Raw genomic sequence first — 18,834 nt, forward strand, 5'->3', positions numbered from 1 at the left:
TATCTGTTTTTGCACTAACATCTTGATAATTAAAGGAGCATGAGGCTTTGAAAAAGAAAAAATGGTTGATTGTTTTACTTGTACTTATACCAATTGGAGGTGTTAGTTTGTTTACTTTTAATCAAAACGAGAAGCAAAGAAAAGAACAACAAATGATAGAAATGGAAACAATAACTGCAAAACAAATTAAAAATACATTTGCGAATGTGACGGAAATTGAATTCGATGAAGAATATGGTGAAGATAAATTGACTGGTTATACTTTAGTTATGGTTACTATAGCTAATAGTTTCGGAGAAAGTTCATATATTGGTGTAAACATGTCTATGAATAATAAAGATAGATTATTAAGGTCTTATGCTGGTAAAGTTGAATTTGAAAAAGGTATTACAGAAAATAAAGTTAAAGTGATTTTCTCAAATAAAGCCGAAGGGAGTTTATAATGACTACAGAAAAGATATGAATAAAGAGGTTTACAAAGTTGATCCTAACTATAAAGATAATGGGAATAAAATTAAATACACTGATAAAACAGATAGTAAAAGGAGCATGAGGCTTTGAAAAAGAAAAAATGGTTTATTGTTTTACTTGTACTTATATTAATTGGAGGTGTTAGTTTGTTTACTTTTAATCAAAATGCGAAGGAAAGAAAAGAACAGCAAGTTATAAAAATGGAGACAACTATTGTTAAACTAATAAAAGATAGATTTGCAGATGTGAAGGTTGTAGATTTTATTTCCGAAATGTCAGGAGGATACAATGAGAAAACTGGCTATTGGACTTTTACTGTGAATATTACAACTGACAAGGGCACTTCTAGTCCTGGAACAATCCATTTCTCTAGTAATCAACAAAAGGAGTTAGGTGCTTTCGGGCCCATTGACTCTGATTTCGATAAAATTGTACTGAATGGAAAGACAAAAGATAAAGTTAAGGTAATTTATTCAACTGGTTCTGAAGGTGAGGTGTAAACGTGGCTACAGAAGAACAGTTAAAAGACTTGAATGAAATTGTCTATTCAGTTGACCCCAATTTTAAAGATAACGGGAAACCAGTTAAGCAATTAGAAAAAAATACAATTTTTGAAACTACTGATAAGCAAAGGTTTAAATTACTTTCAGTCAAAAATGGTGATTACGGGTTTCAAGGCATGGCAGTAGCTCCCATAGTGATTGGTACTCCAGACAGTCGTTGCAGCAGGAACCTATCCTAGGACTCTGACGATTTAAAAGCAGCTGTAAAAAGGAATGTCTTCAAACGATTCTCCTAAAGCGAACATTGCTTTACAGTATGCAAGGTATCTTATTGGCAATAATCCCACTTGGACGATTAATCAGTTATCTGGTTATTCTCAATTTATTTAACTATTTAATTTCTTCCCCCCCACTCCTTCGTCGTGTACCTCATAACTAATTTATCTAGATTATCTAGAATCGGTTGAAACTTCTCAACATTTAAACCCATTTCTCACAATTAAAGCATTGACTCTTTTTAATTTAGTTGGGATAATTAGTTTATAGTAATATTATTTTTACATATCTATTCTTGTACTAACATCCTGATAATTAAAGGAGAATGAGGCTTTGAAAAAGAAAAAATGGTTTATTGTTTTACTTGTACTTATACTAATTGGAGGTGTTAGTTTGTTTACTTTTAATCAAAATGCGAAGGAAAGAAAAGAGCAACAAATAATAAAAATGGAAACAGTAACTGCAAAACAAATAAAAAATACATTTGCGAATGTGACGGAAATTAGGTTCGCAGAAAAATATTATGAAAATAGCCTTACTGGTTATACTTCAGTGGATATCACTATAACTACCAGTTATGGTGTGATTTCAGACATTGATGCTAGTATGTCTTTAAATAATAAAGCTAAACGCTTAGAATCTTATCCAGTTGATCCCAAACTGTTAGAAGGTGTAACGAATAATAAAATAAAAGTTATCTTTTCCAATAAAACAGAGGAGAACTTATAATGGCAACAGAAAAAGAGTTAAGAGATTTAAATGATAAAGTTTATCAAGTAGACCCTGATTACAAAGATAAAAAAATCAAATATACAGATAAACCCAATAATGAGTTGACAAAGAATGAGCGAAATGAATTGACTGCAGGAAATCAAGAGTTCAAAGTACTTTCGGTTAAAAACGGCGACTATGGTTTTCAAGGCATGGCAGTGGCTCCCATAGTGAATGGTACTCCAGACTATGGACAAGTAACAGTCGTTGCAGCTGGAACATACCCAGACGATTGGGATGACAAATTTGCTGCTGTACAAGGGATGTTTCCAAACGGTTCTCCTCAAGCAGACGTTGCTTTACAGTATGTGGGAGAACTTATTGATAATAATCCAAATTGGACGATTAATCAGTTATCTGGCTATTCCCAATCAGCTTATATGCTAAAAGTAGGCGCTCACTTTAAAATACCAACAACTGTTTTTAGCGGCTGGTTTCAATATCGTTCCTTAACACCCGCGGAGGAAAAATTTATGAAAGAAAATCCTCACTTATTTTTGAATTATCGCCAAAAAAATGACGATGTGACGAAATGGAACGATTTCAATTCTAAATGGGGAAATAGTGACGATTTTGGAACGATTGTATGGATAGATGGCAATAGTCACAAATTAACTAGCTGGGAATTTGATGAAAAAACAGGACAACTAAAAATTTCAGATAGTTCGGGCAATTCTGAAGGTGCTATGATACAAGCCAGTCATTTTCTTATGCGTGGATTTTTAACTCAATTGACTATGTTAGATCAACTAAAAGCTAAACTAACTGCCAGTGGTGGCGGACTATCAAAGAATGAAAAAATTTATTTAGATGACCAACAGGCGTTACTAGCCGTTAATACAGGACGAGCAGCTTATCAAAATGCGATGGCTAATGCCATAAAAGTGTATCAAAATGCCATTACAGAAGCAGAAGGTATCTGGCAAGAAACATTAAGGGAAGCCCGTTCTCAAATAGAAGTACTGTCTGATAATGAAATGAAGGATAGTTTATCAGCGATAGGAGCTACTGAACAACGAATAGTCGGTGAACCAACAGAATTTTTTCAGCAAAGAATCAATAAAGCAAAAACAATGGATGAAAAATTCGAATCGTTAGCGAAAGAAATCAAAAGTAAAATCGACAAAATAGTTCAAACAGATCAACAGCTAGCGCAACAATTAAAGCCTTAAAAAGGAGCTAACGTATGAAAGAGGAACAGATTACAGCCGATTATCAGCGAAAACGTCGTGAATTAGAAGAGGATGAAGATATTCTAAAAAATACGCAACGAAAAGGTGAACAATTGATACAAGAAACGTTGTCAGATATTTACCGCATTGTTCAACAGTCAGCTGTAGATAGCGAGCCTTTTGATCGTGCAAAACAGTCAATTATGCAAGTAGAAAATGACTATCACGAAGAGTTATCAAGAGCAAAAAAACAGCTGTATCAACAACAAGAAGAACTTGAACAAGACTATCGAAATGCCCTCCAGAAAACAAATAAAGAATAAGGAGTTGTTCTATTGGAAGAATTAGCAAAAAAGTTATTAAAAGATTTACAAAAAAAGTTAGAAAAGATATGTGTTCAAGCAATCGGCTCAGCCAAGATACAGAAATCTCATTCAAAGAAACAAGAAGCTAAGAAACAAGGTGAAACAGCAATAGAAAGTGCTAAAAAGGCATTGTCTTCTTCCTCTCAAACATTAGAGGGTGCTGTTAAAGGTCAGTTTGGAAAAAAAGTAACAGAAGCTTTTGAGAAGCAACAACAAACTTTAGATAAGCTATCTTCTTAGCATTCAATGATTAAATTGATAACACTTTGATAACACTCTACTAAAATTGAGTACATTTTAAACAAACTCAAATCACTTAAAATGGCGTAAAATCAACTATTACGTACCGTGTAAAACTAATTTATTTTTGAGTGGGAATAATATACAGGTGAATAACTCACAAACCCATTGATTTATAAGGGTTTCTGCACCATAGAATTATTCCAAAAGGATAAAATCAAACAAATTTGGTAGCTCGTGTGACCACGTTTGTAACCATAATGTCAGTCAGAAATGACTGGCTTTTTATTTTATTCAACTACTGACAATTTTGTATATTACCCTTTTTGGAAAAACTGAAAGTTCCAATCCAATCATAAATTTGTTGTGACCTTAGACACTGACTAAATATAAAGAAAAGCGACTTACTCTTTATTGAGCATGTCGTTTCAAACTGCAAACAATACTCAAAATTTAAGCATTTACTTATAGTCAGTCTGACCAGTCTTAACTGACTGGAGTTTTTGAGATATTTAACTAGTTAATTTTTCAAGGATTTTTTATATTTTCTTATTTTTTTCATAGCCCAATCATAATGACTTGAGGTAACAGATACAAAATAACTGCCTAAAGTACTACCTCCAACCCAATCAAAAACACCTTTAGAAAACAGCTCTTCATTTGAAAAAGTTTCTACAAGTGCCATTACCTGAGTGTGACTCTCTTTCAATGAATACAAAGAAACTTCATAAGAAGTATCTTGGTGTTTTTCCCAGAAGCCAACATTCATAGCGCCATAAGTTTTCCAATTGTATCCTTCTTCTAAAAACTGCTTTTTGATACCTTTTTGATTAGATGTTACCCAATTTAAGAGCAAGTTCTGCCACTCTAACAAATGGATGAGTATATCTCTAATATTTTTATCTCTTTTCCAATGGGCTTCCTTTTCACTTTCAATATTAAAATCAAATACACCCTTTAATTCTTTTTCTGACATAGAATCAAGTAACACTATTAATTTTTGATACTTCTCATTTCCTGCTTGAATTAAATCCTTTTTTGTTGTTGGTCTAGCCATAATTAAATCCTCCTATTTTTTATTTAACTATATCATATTTATTTCAAAAATAATGGTACTGAAATAATAAGTAACACACAAGAAATAATATTTAGATTTATTATCCTCTTTTCCTTGTTTTTTATACGTATTATGATTAATGAATTTGCAAGGGCTATTGGTAGCGCTAAAACATAATAATAAATTGCCAATATTGAAAAGCAAATATAAATTATCTCATTACTAATTGTTACATCTTTTGAAAAAATATCTTGATTGATGAAATAAATCAATAAGAATCCCAGTGCTAAACATAAATTGATATAGCCAGTTACTTTATGGAACCTACATAAGTTTATTTTTTTTCTCTTTACTATGATTCCTTCAATTAAATAAAATAATCCTCCTCCAACGATTGCATAACATAGTGTGATTAACATTATTTTCCTCCTTTTTTTATTATGGAGTAATACGTAGAGTAAGAGTCAATTACAATTTTTATGATTGACTCTTACCTTATGTATTGGTTTATACTATTAGTACGCTAGCTAGCAAATAAGGAGGAAATAAAATGTTTAAAATAGGTGAATTCTCAAAATTAACAAATCTAACAGTTAGGGCATTACATCATTATGAGGAATTAGAGATTTTGCTTCCTAAGGAAATTGATACTGTTACCAATTATCGATATTATTCAGCAGATCAATTGGCAGTAGTTAATAAAATTAAATTCTTACAACAAATTGGCTTGCCACTGAAAATAATCAAAACTATCATTCAAAGTAATGACATGAAACTATTAGAATCTCATTATGAGCTAAGAGAAACTGAAATTCATGATGAGCTGGAAGAATTAAAAAAGAAACAAAATATTGTGAAAATATTTAAAGAAAAAATGAAAGAAGGCAACTTTATGGAAAAATATAATGTTGAATTAAAAGTAATGCCAAAAAGAAGTGTCATGGCAATTAGAAAAATAGTTCCATCATTTGACGATGAACATGGGCTATGGACTGACTTATATGAAGAGTTTATGAAACAAAATGGAAAAATGGAAAATCCACCACTAGGAGTAACCATTTATCATGACAAAGAATACAAGGATAGCGATATTGATATTGAGGTACAAAGTAGTATTGTTGGTAACTATAAAGATACCGATGATGTTAAGTTTTATGAGACTTCTGAGTTTACACTAGCATCTGTGACATTCAATGGTAGTTATGAACAAATGCCAGAAGTTACGCAAGCAATTGCATCATGGATTGAAGCAAATGATTATGTTATTTCTGGGCCAATGGTAAATATTGCACATGTTTCTCCAGCACAAGATCCTAATCCAGATAATTGGATTACAGAGGCAGGTTACATGGTATGTACTGATTAAATAGATGTAGATAATTATTACCCCTTTTGGAAAAACCAGAAGTTCTAATTCAATCCTAAATTCGTTGTGGCCTTAGACACCGACTAAATAGAAAGAAAAGCGACTTACTCTTTATTGAGCACGTCGCTTATTTTTATACATTGAATGAGCAAATCCTCTTTTTCTTTAGGAGACAATTTTTTAAGTTTCTCTAGTTCATTATCTTCCTCAATCTCAAACTCAAAAAAGTCTTTATAAGACATTCCAAATGCTTCAATCAGTTTATCTAATGTAGGGACTGAAAGATTAAACTTTCCATTTTCTAACTTATTAACATATCTAGCATCTAGCGAAGCTGCTAATGATAACTTTTCTTGACTAATTCCTAAACGTTTGCGCAATATTTTTATTCTTTTTATTAGTATCGAATTTAAATCAGTCATTCTATCATCTCCTCACTATAATGCTAGTTGGTTATAATCAATAAAACTACTGGCAAATAAATTAATAAAACATAGTTATTTATGACTCTTTCCGGTAAAGTGAAGTAGTCAAATAGTGCACACATGACAATGTATACTAAACTAAATAGAAAAAACCGAAGAATTCTGGTTAATACAGAATTCTTCGGTTTTTTTATTCATAATTAAAATATAGATTACGCAAATAATTTACTCTTCATTCTACCAAAATGCTGTCATGCAAGTATTAGTCATATCCCCCCCATGAGCTGTAAAGTTAATATATCTTGCATTAATCGTCCAGCCATCTGCAATGATTAGAAAGTTTGAATTGGTGCCTTTTTTACCAATATGATAGCCTTGCACAACAACTGAATGACCTATATCTTGTCCAACGTTATAACCAAAAATGAAATTTTTATTACTTCTTAGGTAAGATTTCATTTGTGAAAACACGGGTTTGTAAATTTGAGCTGAATTTACAGTCTTATTTTTCGATTTCGCTAAACTATTCATGGCCGGAATAAGTTTATTATCGTAAGTTGATCCATAAGAAATAGTCTTTCCATTTTTTTTAGCAGTCTTATAAATTGATGTGCCAGAATCTTTCCAAAGTTTATTATAGGTTGCATTAATCGTTCTAGAATCATATGTTGCTCCTCTTGCGATACCAAGTTTTTCTGCCATAATACTCATTGCAGTAACTGAGCAAGCAAACTTACCTGCGTGGGCTTCTGCATCCTCTTGTAACATTGGAATAAATGCTCCTACTCCATAAGATTCGACATAAGAATATCCAGAATTAGAAGGGTAGCTGGTCATAACATCACCCGAATGTCCATAAGACCCTCCGTTGCTATATCTATATCCTTCCTGATTTTCTAACTCTTCAATGAAGCTCTCTGAATCTTCCACACCCGTAGCTGAACTAGCAACAACATCTTGAATATTCACGTTGTATACAGTAGCTTCATTTGAAATGATAACTTTATCCTCAATTGAAACATTATTTGTATCGACGTCAGATTTTTTATCTATTATTTCAACCAAATTATTAAATAGACTAGTAACATTTTCTTTTAAATTAAATTCTGATATATAATCATCTTTCAATCGATTATCAACTATTACATATCCATGATCTTTATTATCTACCTGCATCCGACAATCATACCCAATAAAATTTTTGTCGCCGTCATAAATAGGAATCATCTCTGAAATCTTAAAAACTTTTTCTACATCCATACTATTAGAAAATTCGAGTGCAATCTTTGCATAGGCTTCTTTATTTTCAAAATTCAGTGATCCAAAATTTTCAATATCTTTCTCTGAAATTATTTCATTAGAATATTTCTCCGTAGTATCTTCATTTAAAAAATCTTGAAATTCACTTGCTTCGACATATCCTGTTCCCATAAGTGAACAAATACCCATTAACCCAGCTACCAACAACGTTAATCTATTATTTTTCATTTTCATCTTTAGTACTCTCTCTGATTATATTTGAAATTCTGCTAATTTCTATTTGTTTGGTATTACTAATTCTATCCATCGGATAAAAAATAGAAATATGTTCTCCTATTCTAAGACTATCAATATACAGACGAATCTCCGAATCTTTTAGCAATGTATTTGATTCATCAAAAACTTCGTCAGAAAATCTAACCATGATAGAAGCACCTTTCGTTAAATCTTCTACATCTTCCGACAGCTTAATGGCAAACTTATTACTCCATTTTTCTTGAATTAGTCCTTGAATTTGTAGTGGAGGCAATTCATTTCGCGCAACTTCTTTTTGGCGATTTGCGTTCCAAATAAAATAGACAACAGCAATCATGATAATAGTAATTGATACTAAGCAAATTTTTTTTATATTCATCTGTCCTCCCTTCTTAAAGTTCGTTCAAAATTTAATCTTACTCCAACAACAACTTATCCTTTTTGTTAAACATAAGCTACATATAACGAATTCAGAATATTCTAAAAATTATATCATGTCAAGTAGTTTTTTATGTATACTGGGTGTAATTATGGAAGTTAACTTAGAAATCGTGCGTAACTCTGATGTGATTTTATGTAAAGAGATTGCCAATGCTGGTTTAGATCGTGATATTTAGTAGTATAGGTGTGATGGATAAAAATTCGAATCGTTAGCGAAAGAAATCAAAAGTAAAATCGACGAAATGGTTCAAACAGTTCAACAACTAGCACAACAATTAAAGCCTTAAAAGGGAGATAATAGATGAAAAAGGAACAGATTACAGCTGATTATCAGTGAAAAAGCCGTGTATTAGAATATAGTTGATAATTTATTTAATAAAAGAAAAAACCACGATTTTTAGAAATCGTGGCTTCACTAAAAAAATTATTCATCCTCAAATATTGTATTATTCATCTCTGGAAAATCCAACAATTCAGAAACCGTCATATCTAATCCCATTGCTAACTTATGCAAAGTTTTCAACTTAGGGTTTTTGGTCTTCCCTTTCATAATATTATCCACAGTAGATTGTGTTATACCTGATAAAGTTGCAAGTTTATTGATTGATATATTTCTTTCAGAACATAAATTGTTAAGTCGTAATCTAATTACATCAGAATAAGTCATAGCTCTCCTCCATTAACCTTGTATAGTTAACTCAAGTATAGCGAATGAAAATATATCACATTAACGTTACAAGGTTATATTTAGTATTACTCATCATCAAAAAGCGTTTCATTCATTTCTGGAAAATCTAACAGTTCAGAAACCGTCATATCTAATCCCATTGCTAATTTATGTAACGTTTTTAGTTTAGGATTTTTAGTATTCCCCTTCATAATGTTATCCAGTGTAGATTGAGTCACCCCTGATAACGTTGCAAGTTTATTTATTGAAATCCCTTTTTGTTCACATAATTTCTTAAGTCTAAAAACAATAATTTCTGAATATGTCATAATTCCCTCCGTTAACCTTGTACAGTTAACTGAAGTATATAATATTTCCATACAACTAATTAACCGCACACGGTTGACTCCGGATAATCCTTGTGATAAATTAACCTTATAAGGTTAAAAACTATCATTAGGAGGTTCAACATGGCTCACCCAGTAAAAATGATCACCTATCAAGACCTACATAAACTAAATAATTCAATCCAACAACTAAAGAACTGGCACGAAACATTCAGTTTAATAAAAAACAACACCCATAATCATTCTATTCCCGATAACCTCTTTTATGAGCATGAGCGAATACTAAAAACATTAACTCAAGAAACACAAAAACTTAAAACCAAAGAGAAACTCAAAAATATTTTGATTTAAAATCCTAGCAGCAAATAGGATTTTAAAGTTCATCAGTATTAGCCGAACTGATACTGATGAGCGATAGATTTAAACAAGTAGTTAACTATCTAACTACTTGTTTTTTTGAAAACAGCTAAAAAACATAGTATAATGAACAAACACAAGGAGGGGTTATTATGGCATTTCAAATTGAACTAAATGAACAAGAATTATCCATTCAAGGTGTACAATTTCAAACAAAAAAAGAATATACCATAATGAAGAACTCTTTAGGTTCAAGTATGTATGAGGGATTCGAGCCAACAAAAGACATGGTTCAGCTTCTAAAAGACATTCATGATGGAAAGAAAAGCAGAAATGATATTCTTACTTTTGTCTTAGGAAATTAACTCATGAATAACAATTATAACTATATAGATAACGAGAATCTTTACACTTACCCTAATTCAAAGGTTTTAAAAAATATTCCTGCTATTGACGATTTAGAAAAGTTACATTTAACTGAACATCTTTTTGTATCTAACAGGATAGCTGAATTAGCTGAAAAGCCCATTTTAGTCAATTCTATGGACTCTATTAAGGACATTCATAAGTATCTTTTTCAGGATATGTACACTTGGGCTGGTGAATATCGCAAAGTCAATATCAGTAAACAAGGTTATCCCTTCATGGCATTCCAATCTTTCCCACAAGGTCAGCAGTATATTAATGGTTTGATTCAAGAATTTTTATCTGGAAATCTCTCAAAAATAGAGATTAGTAAACAGCTTGCTACTATATTAGATGATTTAAACCATATGCACCCATTTCGAGAAGGAAATGGTCAAGGACAAAGAGAAGCTATTCGCTGTCTAGCATTAGAAAAAGGATATGTACTGGAATTGAATCCCGCAGATAAGGAAGAAGTTTATAAAGCATATATGGACGGTGTGATTCATTCCAATCTTGAACTTTTGGAGAAAGTTATCTTTGAAAACTTAGCACCACTTTGATACTAACTCTTATAAACTAACTGCTTTTTAAACTATTCAAATTAGCTTAAATCCTTTTAAACTGGTGATTTCCAGCTTATAGATTCTATTAGTTTATCGAGTGGGTGTGATACAAAAATCCTTGAAAATCCTTATTTATAGGAATTTTCAAGGATTTTTATTTAAAGGAGGAATAAAAATGAAAACGAAGATGCCTGAAATTCTTTCTTTCATTTCAGAAGAAGCTGTTAGTAGAAAAATGACGAGTGAGGAAATTGCCATTCACTTTGGTTATGATAAATATCACTTTAGTCGGAAATTTAAAGAAATAAATGGATTCAGTGTTGTAGAATTCCTCTCTAGTTTAAAAGTTGAAAAGGCGATTATTGAACTTGATGAAGAAAAGAGAGTCATCGACCTACAAGAACAGTCAGGTTTTGAAAGCAGTGGTAGTTTTACGAATACTTTTAAAAAATATACAGGTAGTTCACCTAGAAAGTACAAAACTGAAATGAGTGAACTTTTTTATGATATGAAACGTTTTGAAAATGATGATAAGGATCAGTCGATAGCCCATTTTGAAGGAAAGAGTCATTCTTTTTGTACAGTCACTATTGAAGTACCTGATGGATTTGAAAAAGGGATCATATTTATTGGACTTTTCCGTACACTTATACCAAATCATCTGCCTATATCTGGATTAGCTACTAAAAATTTAATAGGAAATCAATTGAAAAATATTCCAAGCGGAAACTATTATTTATTAGCTTGTGCTATCAGCCGTTCCAATAATGTTCTATCTTACTTTAATTTAGACAATAGTTTAAGGGGTAAAGTAGATGAACGTCTATCTTTTCCAAACTGTTCTGGCAATCATTACACGATTAAGCTGAGAGAACCAATACCAGAAGACCCACCCATATTAGTGAATGTGGGAAAACTTTTGATCTCCCGTTTAAAGAACACAATCTAGAATAATATTATTTGACCGTGAAATGATAACATAGTCGTAAGTTGATGGAATGGAGGAAATGGTTATGAGTTTAAATGTAAAGAGTGTCACTGTAGGTCTACCAGTAAGTAATTTGGAGGAATCTGCAATTTGGTATGAAAAAATTCTTATGAGTGATGAAAAAATTAATCCTGTTGAAGGCGTTATCGAGTATCCAATTGGTTCTATTTGGATTCAACTTTTCGAAGAAAAAATCAATGTTTCAGAGAACGGTTTACGCTTAGGAGTGGAAGATTTAGACACAGAATTTGAACGTTTAAAAACACTTGGCGTAATCGTTGACGAGGCGATAGAGGATGTACCAGGTATCATTCGATACGTTGATTTCTCTGATCCAGATGGCAATAAGTTATCGTTCTATTGTTTATACGCTCAAGAATAGATTTAAACAGTGTTTATATAAGGAAATAGTGTATAGCTCACACTTTTGTGAGCTACACACTATTTTCATTTTATTTTGTAATCTTCCAGTTGCTATCGCTTTAGTCTACTGGTCGAAATATTTCACTGACAGAGATTCCGTTATTTGATTATGCTTGCGCAGGAATTTCATATCCACGAACAGAAAAGAAAATCGAGTTCAATTTATAGTTATTAAGACTACAAAGTTTTACCAAGTCTATGAAAGTTAATGATTCTAAAAAAACAAAATGATTTAACCAACGCTTATTTTCAGGATAGATATTTCTTGCTTGATTACGAAGTTTGACCAGATACTATCTGTTCACAATAATCTAAATAATTTTTATTAATTAAACTATACTTTGGAAAAATTAATCCAGACAAGTTTATTAGAAAATCAGAATTTTCTATTTTTCTATTTAACATTTGATGAGATGCATTAGGGATAATTTTTACTTCCAAATCTTTTTTAGACATTTTCGATCGGTATATTTTCTCTGTTTCCAAAGAGTTTACATTCTTATCATTTTCAGCCAAGATCAAATAAGTTTTACCATGTACTTTAGATAATTCATCTGTAGCATCTTGATTCAAATTGTTTCGAACAAATAAATATCTATCAGAGGTCATTACCTCCGTCCCCCCATTATTTTTATATTTGCTGTATGAATCATTTTTTTCAATTAGCAGGCTGTCATTTCTAAAGTGTTGTTTTGCTTGAAGAATTTCTGTATTGGTTCCGCCAGAATCTTTGATTCGATTCTCAGTATCATATTCTCCCTGTCTTATCCAATTAATTGCTGGTGCTACCACTATTGAGAATTGAATATCCGGATTCTCACTCATAACTTTGGGAATTACCCATCCAGCTTGACTAGCTCCCCATAAACCAATTTTATTTGAATATTTTGGATATTTCACTTTCAACCACTCAATCACTTCTAGTACTTCTTTTGTACGATCATCCATTGTCTGTAGCAACCAATTACCACTAGAACGCCCTACTCCTAACTTATCCCATGAGACAGAGATATAGCCTTGCTGAGCAAATCTTTCCATTAGTGGTTTATACCCTCCGTCTTGCGTTGCTTCTTGCGCCCCATCTCCATGAACAAACACCATAATTCCTTTTACTTCTCCCTGTTTTGGAGAAGTAATTATTGTGGATAATGTTCCATCAGTCGTAGAAATACTTACTCTGTTCTCGTTCATTTGATAATTATTTCCAATAAAAAACAACCCCATTATTATGACAAGCATTCCTATAAAAATAATAAATACTCTCTTAATTATTGTTCCCATTTCATTAATCTCCATCCCCTTAAGCCTACGACTAATTCCATTATAAAACTTGATTGTTTTTTTATTATTTTAAAACCTAATTTACTATATAATTGATAAGCCCTATAATTTTGTTCCGCTACATGCAAAGTTAATTTCTTTTTCGGAAAGATATTTTTACAATGGGAAATTAGTGCTTTACCAATTCCCTTATTTCTAAATTCTGGTGCAACAGCCAGAAAATCAATGTAACTTTCATTATGCTGAGGCTTGTGAGAAAGCACGCTCAACAAAAGTGATAACCTAAGATATTGTGAAAAAGATAAGTTTTTTTTCAATGAATCATGTAAATCATGATACTTTTCTCCGCTTACTGTTAAAAATAAACAACCGCATAGTTTTCCATTATACTCTGAAACAAATAATTTCTCAGGTTTTATTAAAATTATATACTTGCAAAAAGCAGTAATTACATCTAACACTTCTTGATTATTAAATATTTTTTTGGTGAACTTAGATTGAAACCCTTCATAAACTAAGATTGAAATTTGTTCAACTTTATTTTCTACATTGCAATTATTTATACTCTTTATATTAATACTCATAATTTCATCTCGATTGAATACACCATTTTGTCATTGTATGCTAGCGAGCAATATATATTTTCATAGATAATAAATTCTTTAATCTCAGAATCCCTCACATTAATTATCGAATCACTCAAAAAATCACTTATTTGGTTTTCAATATCGATTTTATTTTCCACTACAAAGCTCTTGCATGCATAAGTTCCTGCCGGAAAGACATAGTCGCTGCATTCTTTTGTGCTTTTTAAACACACAATTGCAGACTGTTTTTCTGATAAAATAAAATAAGGCTCATCTAGGTGTACAAGCTCTTGTTCTATCGCTTTAGAATAATCTATTGAATCTCCTTCAATAATTTGTTCCATTAATTTTTTAAAGCATCGTTCTTCTCTTTCAACAAAAATAACTTTGTTCAATTCATACTTTCTTTGTGAATCAACAATTTTGTTGATTATTTTCTGAGTTGCCAGCAACTTATTTATTTCTCGTTGAACCTTAACTTCAGCTTCCTCAAACATTGACTTTATATTATCTAATGCTAAGCTTTCTTGTATCTCTTTAATAGAAAAACCAATTTCTCTCAAAGTACTAACTTGATATAATCGATAAATATCACTTTCTTCAAAAACATAATACTTATTTTCTTTATTTCTTTTTGGTTCTAATATACCTTTATCAATGTAATGTCTTATTTTGTATTTGGATATGTTAAACAATTTTGCCATCTCACCTGCTGTAAGTTGCTTCATCGTTTGTACCTCCTATGCGTTATACACTCATTATAAACTGCGTGGTAACCACTCAGTCAAGAGAATTATTGAAGGTTGGTATTCAACACCATTTGATAATTCTTTGATAACCACATCAATCCGGTCTTTGGGTTGGGCTTTGTTAAAGTCCTTTAGCGCTTTATTCAGTGTGCTTTTAATTTTTTAATAACTCATACTGCATAGCTTCTCTTTTATAAGACAATTAACAACCATAACAAACAAACACCATACGCAGTCCCCCAATCTGCGTATGGTGCTTAAAAATTTCTATTTTTATAAAACCGTCAACTCTGCTCCATTACTTTGAATCACTTTTTGATACCAATAAAACGAATCTTTTCTACTACGAGCCAACGTTCCGTTACCATCATCATCTTGATCGACATAGATAAAGCCATAACGTTTAGACATTTCAGAGGTACCAGAAGAAACAATATCAATCGAAGACCACGTCGTGTACCCAATTAAATCAACACCATCGATCAAGGCTTCTTTCATTTGTTCAAGATGCTTTTGTAAATACTCAATGCGGTATGTGTCATGAATACTGCCGTCCGCTTCTACTTTATCTTCAGCGCCAATGCCATTTTCTACAATAAATAACGGCACTTGATAGCGATCATACAGGTTATTTAATGTGTAACGCAACCCTTTCGGATCAATTTGCCAGCCCCATGCTGAACTTTCTAAATAAGGATTTTTTAGGCCTTTTTTCAAGTTAGCATCCGTCATTTCACCTTCATCTGGCTTCGCACTTGAAACATTAGACATATAGTAACTAAACGCTAAATAATCCGAAGTATACTCTTTTAATAGCTCTTTATCTCCAGCTGTCCAAACAATTGAAACACCATTTTCTTTAAAGAAGCGATTCATATAGCCAGGGTACGTCCCACGAAGCATCACGTCTGTATAGAAGAAGTTATCATATTGATCGTCATGCATCATTTGTAAAACATCGTCTGGCTTACACGTTGCTGCATAGGTTGTGAAGCGCGCAATCATACAACCCATTTTTCCAACTGGATTGATTTCATGCAATCGTTTAGTCACAAGCGCGGCTGCGAGAAATTGATGATGAACTGCTTGATAGCAATCTTGAATATAATTGTCTGTTTTATCTGCTACCACACCTGTAGATTTAAAGGTTGAAAAACGTCCTGCATTAATCTCATTAAATGAAATCCAGTAAGTCACACGTTTTCCAAAGTTCGTAAATAAGCAATCTGCAAAGCGAACAAATAAGTCAATGACTTTGCGATCTGTCCAGCCTTTGTATTTATTAACGAGTGCTAGAGGCATCTCAAAATGCGAAATCGTGACAAGTGGCTCCATACCATATTTTTCAATCTCTGTTAAAACAGCATCGTAGAAATCCAAACCTTCTTGATTTGGCGTCAATTCTTCCCCTGTTGGGAAAATACGACTCCAAGCCATTGAAAAACGAAATACTTTAAAGCCCATCTCCGCACATAAGGCGATATCTTCTTTATAACGATGATAGAAATCAATCCCATGGCGTTTAGGATAACGTGTTGTCCCTGGATCTTTCATTGCTTCTTCAATCTTTTCTGTTGTGACATTGCGATGCTTGGCTAAATCTTGACGGTCAATTTGACTATCAAAAAAGGAAATATCTGAAACCGCCATGCCACGGCCATATTGACCATATGCCCCTTCAGCTTGACAGGCTGCAATCGCGCCTCCCCATAAAAAATTCTCTGGAAATATATTTTCTTGTGTCATAAACGCCACTCCTTTTTATAGTAATGTAATCAAACGATCACCAGTATTTACTTGTGCTTGATCGCTGACTACAACATCTTCATAATTTGCTGTATTGGTAATAATAACTGGTGTTGTCACGTCAAAGCCAGCTGCTTTAATCGCTTCAATATCAAACACAACAAGTGGGTCGCCAGCTTTTACTGTTTGCCCTTGTGTTACTTTTAACTCAAAGTGTTTCCCATCTAATTGAACGGTATCTAACCCAATATGAATCAGTACTTCTGCACCATTTTCTGACGTTACACCAACCGCATGTCCTGTTGCAAATGCCATAGTGACCGTGCCATTTACTGGTGAAACAACTTCTCCTTTTGCTGGGGCGATCGCCAAACCTTGACCTAATGTTCCTGAAGCAAAGGCTTTGTCATTAATATTTTCTAGTAACACAATATCACCAGTTAGCGGGCTACTGATCACTTCTGATTTTACGCCAGCATGTTCAACTGTATTTGTTGCAGTTGTTTCTTTTGTAGCGGTTGTTGCTTCTGGAATATCCTCAAAACCAATGAAATAAGTTAAAACGGCTGCTAAAACAAAGGCTACTGCAACACCAATTAAGAAGCCTACAAACCCTTCTCCATTTGGTCCATAGAAAGCTGGAATCATTAAAATACTTGACGGACCTGCTGCATAGCCCATACTACCTGCATATCCGACAATACCACCACCAACAGCTGCTGAAATTACCCCAATAATAAACGGACGTTTTAATCTCAAGGTCACACCATAAACAGCTGGTTCAGTAATTCCGAATAAAGCAGTGACTACAGCAGACGCTGACAACGCTCTAAATTCTTTATTTTTCGTTTTTAACATAACGCCTAAAACCGCACCTGCTTGTGCAAATACTGAAATCGCTACACTTGGTTTTAGAGGATCTTTCCCCATTGTTGCAATATTGTTCATCATCACTGGCACAATCCCCCAGTGTAAACCAAACATTACAAGAATTTGCCATGAAGCGGCAATTAAGGCACCGGCAATAATTGGATTAAAGTTAATAACTGTAACCAACACATCTGCAATCGCATTCCCTACGTATACGCCAAATGGTCCAAAAATCATTAACGTTAAAGGAACAATCACAATTAAAAGAATCATTGGTGTAATAAAGTTTTTAATACTTTGATGTAAACGTTTGTTCAAGAATTTTTCTAGTACACTCATCGCATAAATTGCTAAAATGATCGGAATAACAGTCGATGTATATTTCACCATCACCACTGGAATCCCAAAGAAATCAGCCGAAACATCTGGCGCTGCTAAACCAATAATCGTTGGATACACAAGAGCACCTGCAATCGTTACTGCAACAAAGACGTTTGCTTTGAATTTCCTTGCTGCTGTGATCGCTAGTAAAACAGGTAAGAAGTAGAACAAACTATCCGCAATTGCACTTAAAATGATATAAGTTGACGTTTCTGGTACGACTAATTTTGTTGTCGTAGCAATAGAAAGTAATCCTTTTAAAATCCCAGCTCCTGCCATCACACCAAGTAAAGGCGTAAATAAGCTAGAAATCAAATCAACAAATTTACCAAAGATCGTTTCATTTTCATTTGAACCATTATCTGAACTGGTCTGATCACCAGTTAAATTAGAAATATTTCCAATTGCCTCATACACTTCAGGTACTGTATTCCCAATAACAACTTGGAATTGTCCTGCACTTTCCATAACCGTTACAACGCCGGGAATACTCTCCACAGCACTTTTATCAACACTATTTCTGTCTTTTAATTTAAATCTTAAGCGTGTCGCACAATGAACAAGTGATTGTACATTTTCTTCGCCACCGACTTCTTTCAATATTTTTTCTGCTAATTGATTCGTATCCATGATAAATCCTCCTAAGAACATACTTGCAAAAGGCTGTGTTTAACTGATTTAAAATAGTTCCGGATCTATTTTTGGCAAAATAAAAACCTAAACCTTTACTAAAAAATGCATACACTACCCCTGTGTGCAATTTCTTAGTAAAAGTTTAGGTGTCGCCTGCCGAACAGTCACAATCCACTAACCTGATACGTTATTTATTTATCTGTCTCAAATGATAGCACTTTCAAAAAAAGAA

General features: G+C 32.8%; 25 protein-coding genes. 13 read left to right on the top strand and 12 right to left on the bottom strand.

The genetic code is table 11. The features are described 5' to 3' along the window. Positions 1-47 precede the first annotated feature (47 nt). The 7 genes from BCR23_RS10985 to BCR23_RS11015 all read left to right on the top strand — a co-directional run bounded on the left by BCR23_RS10985 (position 48) and on the right by BCR23_RS11015 (position 3,798). Positions 48-443: a hypothetical protein gene (locus BCR23_RS10985; RefSeq protein WP_069635531.1), complete on the top strand. Its 396-nt coding sequence runs from the start codon at positions 48-50 to the stop codon at positions 441-443. 114 nt (positions 444-557) lie between these two features. Then, positions 558-971, top strand: a complete 414-nt coding sequence (locus BCR23_RS10990) for a hypothetical protein (RefSeq protein ID WP_069635532.1) — start codon at positions 558-560, stop codon at positions 969-971. Between the two features lie 2 nt (positions 972-973). Further along, positions 974-1,213, top strand: coding sequence for a hypothetical protein (locus BCR23_RS10995; protein WP_069635533.1), 240 nt, complete (start codon positions 974-976; stop codon positions 1,211-1,213). A gap of 370 nt (positions 1,214-1,583) precedes the next feature. Next, positions 1,584-1,979, top strand: coding sequence for a hypothetical protein (locus BCR23_RS11000; protein ID WP_069635534.1), 396 nt, complete (start codon positions 1,584-1,586; stop codon positions 1,977-1,979). Next, on the top strand, positions 1,979-3,193 hold the full coding sequence (locus BCR23_RS11005) for a hypothetical protein (RefSeq protein WP_069635535.1): 1,215 nt from the start codon (positions 1,979-1,981) through the stop codon (positions 3,191-3,193). The genes BCR23_RS11000 and BCR23_RS11005 overlap by 1 nt, the downstream gene beginning before the upstream one ends. 14 nt (positions 3,194-3,207) lie before the next feature. Further along, positions 3,208-3,516 carry a hypothetical protein gene (locus BCR23_RS11010; protein WP_069635536.1) on the top strand — a complete coding sequence of 103 codons (309 nt, stop codon included), beginning with the start codon at positions 3,208-3,210 and terminating at the stop codon, positions 3,514-3,516. Between the two features lie 12 nt (positions 3,517-3,528). Next, entirely contained in the window at positions 3,529-3,798 is a 270-nt protein-coding gene (locus BCR23_RS11015) for a hypothetical protein (protein WP_069635537.1), read from the top strand. A 520-nt stretch (positions 3,799-4,318) separates the two neighbouring features. Here the strand turns inward: BCR23_RS11015 and BCR23_RS11020 are convergent. Both BCR23_RS11020 and BCR23_RS11025 read right to left on the bottom strand, forming a co-directional pair. Further along, on the bottom strand, positions 4,319-4,855 hold the full coding sequence (locus BCR23_RS11020; protein WP_069635538.1) for a ClbS/DfsB family four-helix bundle protein: 537 nt from the start codon (positions 4,853-4,855) through the stop codon (positions 4,319-4,321). 38 nt (positions 4,856-4,893) lie between these two features. Further along, positions 4,894-5,274 (bottom strand): hypothetical protein, encoded by a 381-nt coding sequence (locus tag BCR23_RS11025; RefSeq protein WP_069635539.1) that lies wholly within the window; start codon positions 5,272-5,274, stop codon positions 4,894-4,896. Positions 5,275-5,405: 131 nt separating this feature from the next. On the opposite strand from BCR23_RS11025, the gene BCR23_RS11030 reads away from it, so the two are divergent. Further along, the gene (locus tag BCR23_RS11030) at positions 5,406-6,221 is read left to right on the top strand and encodes a MerR family transcriptional regulator (RefSeq protein ID WP_069635540.1); all 816 of its coding nucleotides are present in this window, start codon (positions 5,406-5,408) and stop codon (positions 6,219-6,221) included. Positions 6,222-6,325: 104 nt separating this feature from the next. Here BCR23_RS11030 and BCR23_RS11035 read toward each other — a convergent pair whose 3' ends face one another. The 5 genes from BCR23_RS11035 to BCR23_RS11055 form a co-directional block, all read right to left on the bottom strand. Continuing rightward, positions 6,326-6,643, bottom strand: a complete 318-nt coding sequence (locus BCR23_RS11035; RefSeq protein ID WP_069635541.1) for a helix-turn-helix domain-containing protein — start codon at positions 6,641-6,643, stop codon at positions 6,326-6,328. Positions 6,644-6,883: 240 nt separating this feature from the next. Next, complete coding sequence (locus BCR23_RS11040; RefSeq protein WP_069635542.1) at positions 6,884-8,140, bottom strand: hypothetical protein; 1,257 nt, start codon at positions 8,138-8,140, stop codon at positions 6,884-6,886. Next, entirely contained in the window at positions 8,124-8,540 is a 417-nt protein-coding gene (locus BCR23_RS11045; protein ID WP_069635543.1) for a hypothetical protein, read from the bottom strand. Before BCR23_RS11045 ends, BCR23_RS11040 begins: the two co-directional genes overlap by 17 nt. A gap of 486 nt (positions 8,541-9,026) precedes the next feature. Continuing rightward, positions 9,027-9,269: a helix-turn-helix domain-containing protein gene (locus BCR23_RS11050; RefSeq protein ID WP_069635544.1), complete on the bottom strand. Its 243-nt coding sequence runs from the start codon at positions 9,267-9,269 to the stop codon at positions 9,027-9,029. Positions 9,270-9,355: 86 nt separating this feature from the next. Further along, positions 9,356-9,598 carry a helix-turn-helix domain-containing protein gene (locus BCR23_RS11055; RefSeq protein ID WP_069635545.1) on the bottom strand — a complete coding sequence of 81 codons (243 nt, stop codon included), beginning with the start codon at positions 9,596-9,598 and terminating at the stop codon, positions 9,356-9,358. 141 nt (positions 9,599-9,739) lie between these two features. On the opposite strand from BCR23_RS11055, the gene BCR23_RS11060 reads away from it, so the two are divergent. The 5 genes from BCR23_RS11060 to BCR23_RS11080 all read left to right on the top strand — a co-directional run bounded on the left by BCR23_RS11060 (position 9,740) and on the right by BCR23_RS11080 (position 12,314). Then, positions 9,740-9,967: a hypothetical protein gene (locus BCR23_RS11060; protein WP_069635546.1), complete on the top strand. Its 228-nt coding sequence runs from the start codon at positions 9,740-9,742 to the stop codon at positions 9,965-9,967. A 158-nt stretch (positions 9,968-10,125) separates the two neighbouring features. Further along, a complete protein-coding gene (locus BCR23_RS11065; RefSeq protein WP_069635547.1) occupies positions 10,126-10,338 on the top strand; it encodes a hypothetical protein in 213 nt (70 codons plus the stop codon). 3 nt (positions 10,339-10,341) lie between these two features. Then, on the top strand, positions 10,342-10,941 hold the full coding sequence (locus tag BCR23_RS11070) for a Fic/DOC family protein (protein WP_069635548.1): 600 nt from the start codon (positions 10,342-10,344) through the stop codon (positions 10,939-10,941). Between the two features lie 178 nt (positions 10,942-11,119). After that, on the top strand, positions 11,120-11,893 hold the full coding sequence (locus tag BCR23_RS11075; RefSeq protein WP_069635549.1) for a helix-turn-helix domain-containing protein: 774 nt from the start codon (positions 11,120-11,122) through the stop codon (positions 11,891-11,893). 64 nt (positions 11,894-11,957) lie between these two features. Then, positions 11,958-12,314 (top strand): VOC family protein, encoded by a 357-nt coding sequence (locus BCR23_RS11080; RefSeq protein WP_069635550.1) that lies wholly within the window; start codon positions 11,958-11,960, stop codon positions 12,312-12,314. 314 nt (positions 12,315-12,628) lie between these two features. On the opposite strand, the gene BCR23_RS11085 is transcribed toward BCR23_RS11080, so the two are convergent. From BCR23_RS11085 to BCR23_RS11105, 5 genes are all read right to left on the bottom strand, one after another. Continuing rightward, positions 12,629-13,636, bottom strand: coding sequence for an alpha/beta hydrolase family protein (locus BCR23_RS11085; RefSeq protein WP_211273116.1), 1,008 nt, complete (start codon positions 13,634-13,636; stop codon positions 12,629-12,631). After that, on the bottom strand, positions 13,624-14,220 hold the full coding sequence (locus BCR23_RS11090; RefSeq protein WP_069635552.1) for a GNAT family N-acetyltransferase: 597 nt from the start codon (positions 14,218-14,220) through the stop codon (positions 13,624-13,626). The genes BCR23_RS11085 and BCR23_RS11090 overlap by 13 nt, the downstream gene beginning before the upstream one ends. Beyond that, on the bottom strand, positions 14,217-14,951 hold the full coding sequence (locus BCR23_RS11095) for a MerR family transcriptional regulator (protein ID WP_069635553.1): 735 nt from the start codon (positions 14,949-14,951) through the stop codon (positions 14,217-14,219). The genes BCR23_RS11090 and BCR23_RS11095 overlap by 4 nt, the downstream gene beginning before the upstream one ends. 294 nt (positions 14,952-15,245) lie before the next feature. Further along, positions 15,246-16,718 (bottom strand): glycoside hydrolase family 1 protein, encoded by a 1,473-nt coding sequence (locus BCR23_RS11100; protein WP_069635554.1) that lies wholly within the window; start codon positions 16,716-16,718, stop codon positions 15,246-15,248. 15 nt (positions 16,719-16,733) lie between these two features. Continuing rightward, positions 16,734-18,599, bottom strand: a complete 1,866-nt coding sequence (locus tag BCR23_RS11105; protein ID WP_069635555.1) for a beta-glucoside-specific PTS transporter subunit IIABC — start codon at positions 18,597-18,599, stop codon at positions 16,734-16,736. Between the last annotated feature and the right edge of the window lie 235 nt (positions 18,600-18,834).

The organism is Enterococcus quebecensis (assembly GCF_001730365.1).
Taxonomy (GTDB): domain Bacteria; phylum Bacillota; class Bacilli; order Lactobacillales; family Enterococcaceae; genus Enterococcus_L; species Enterococcus_L quebecensis.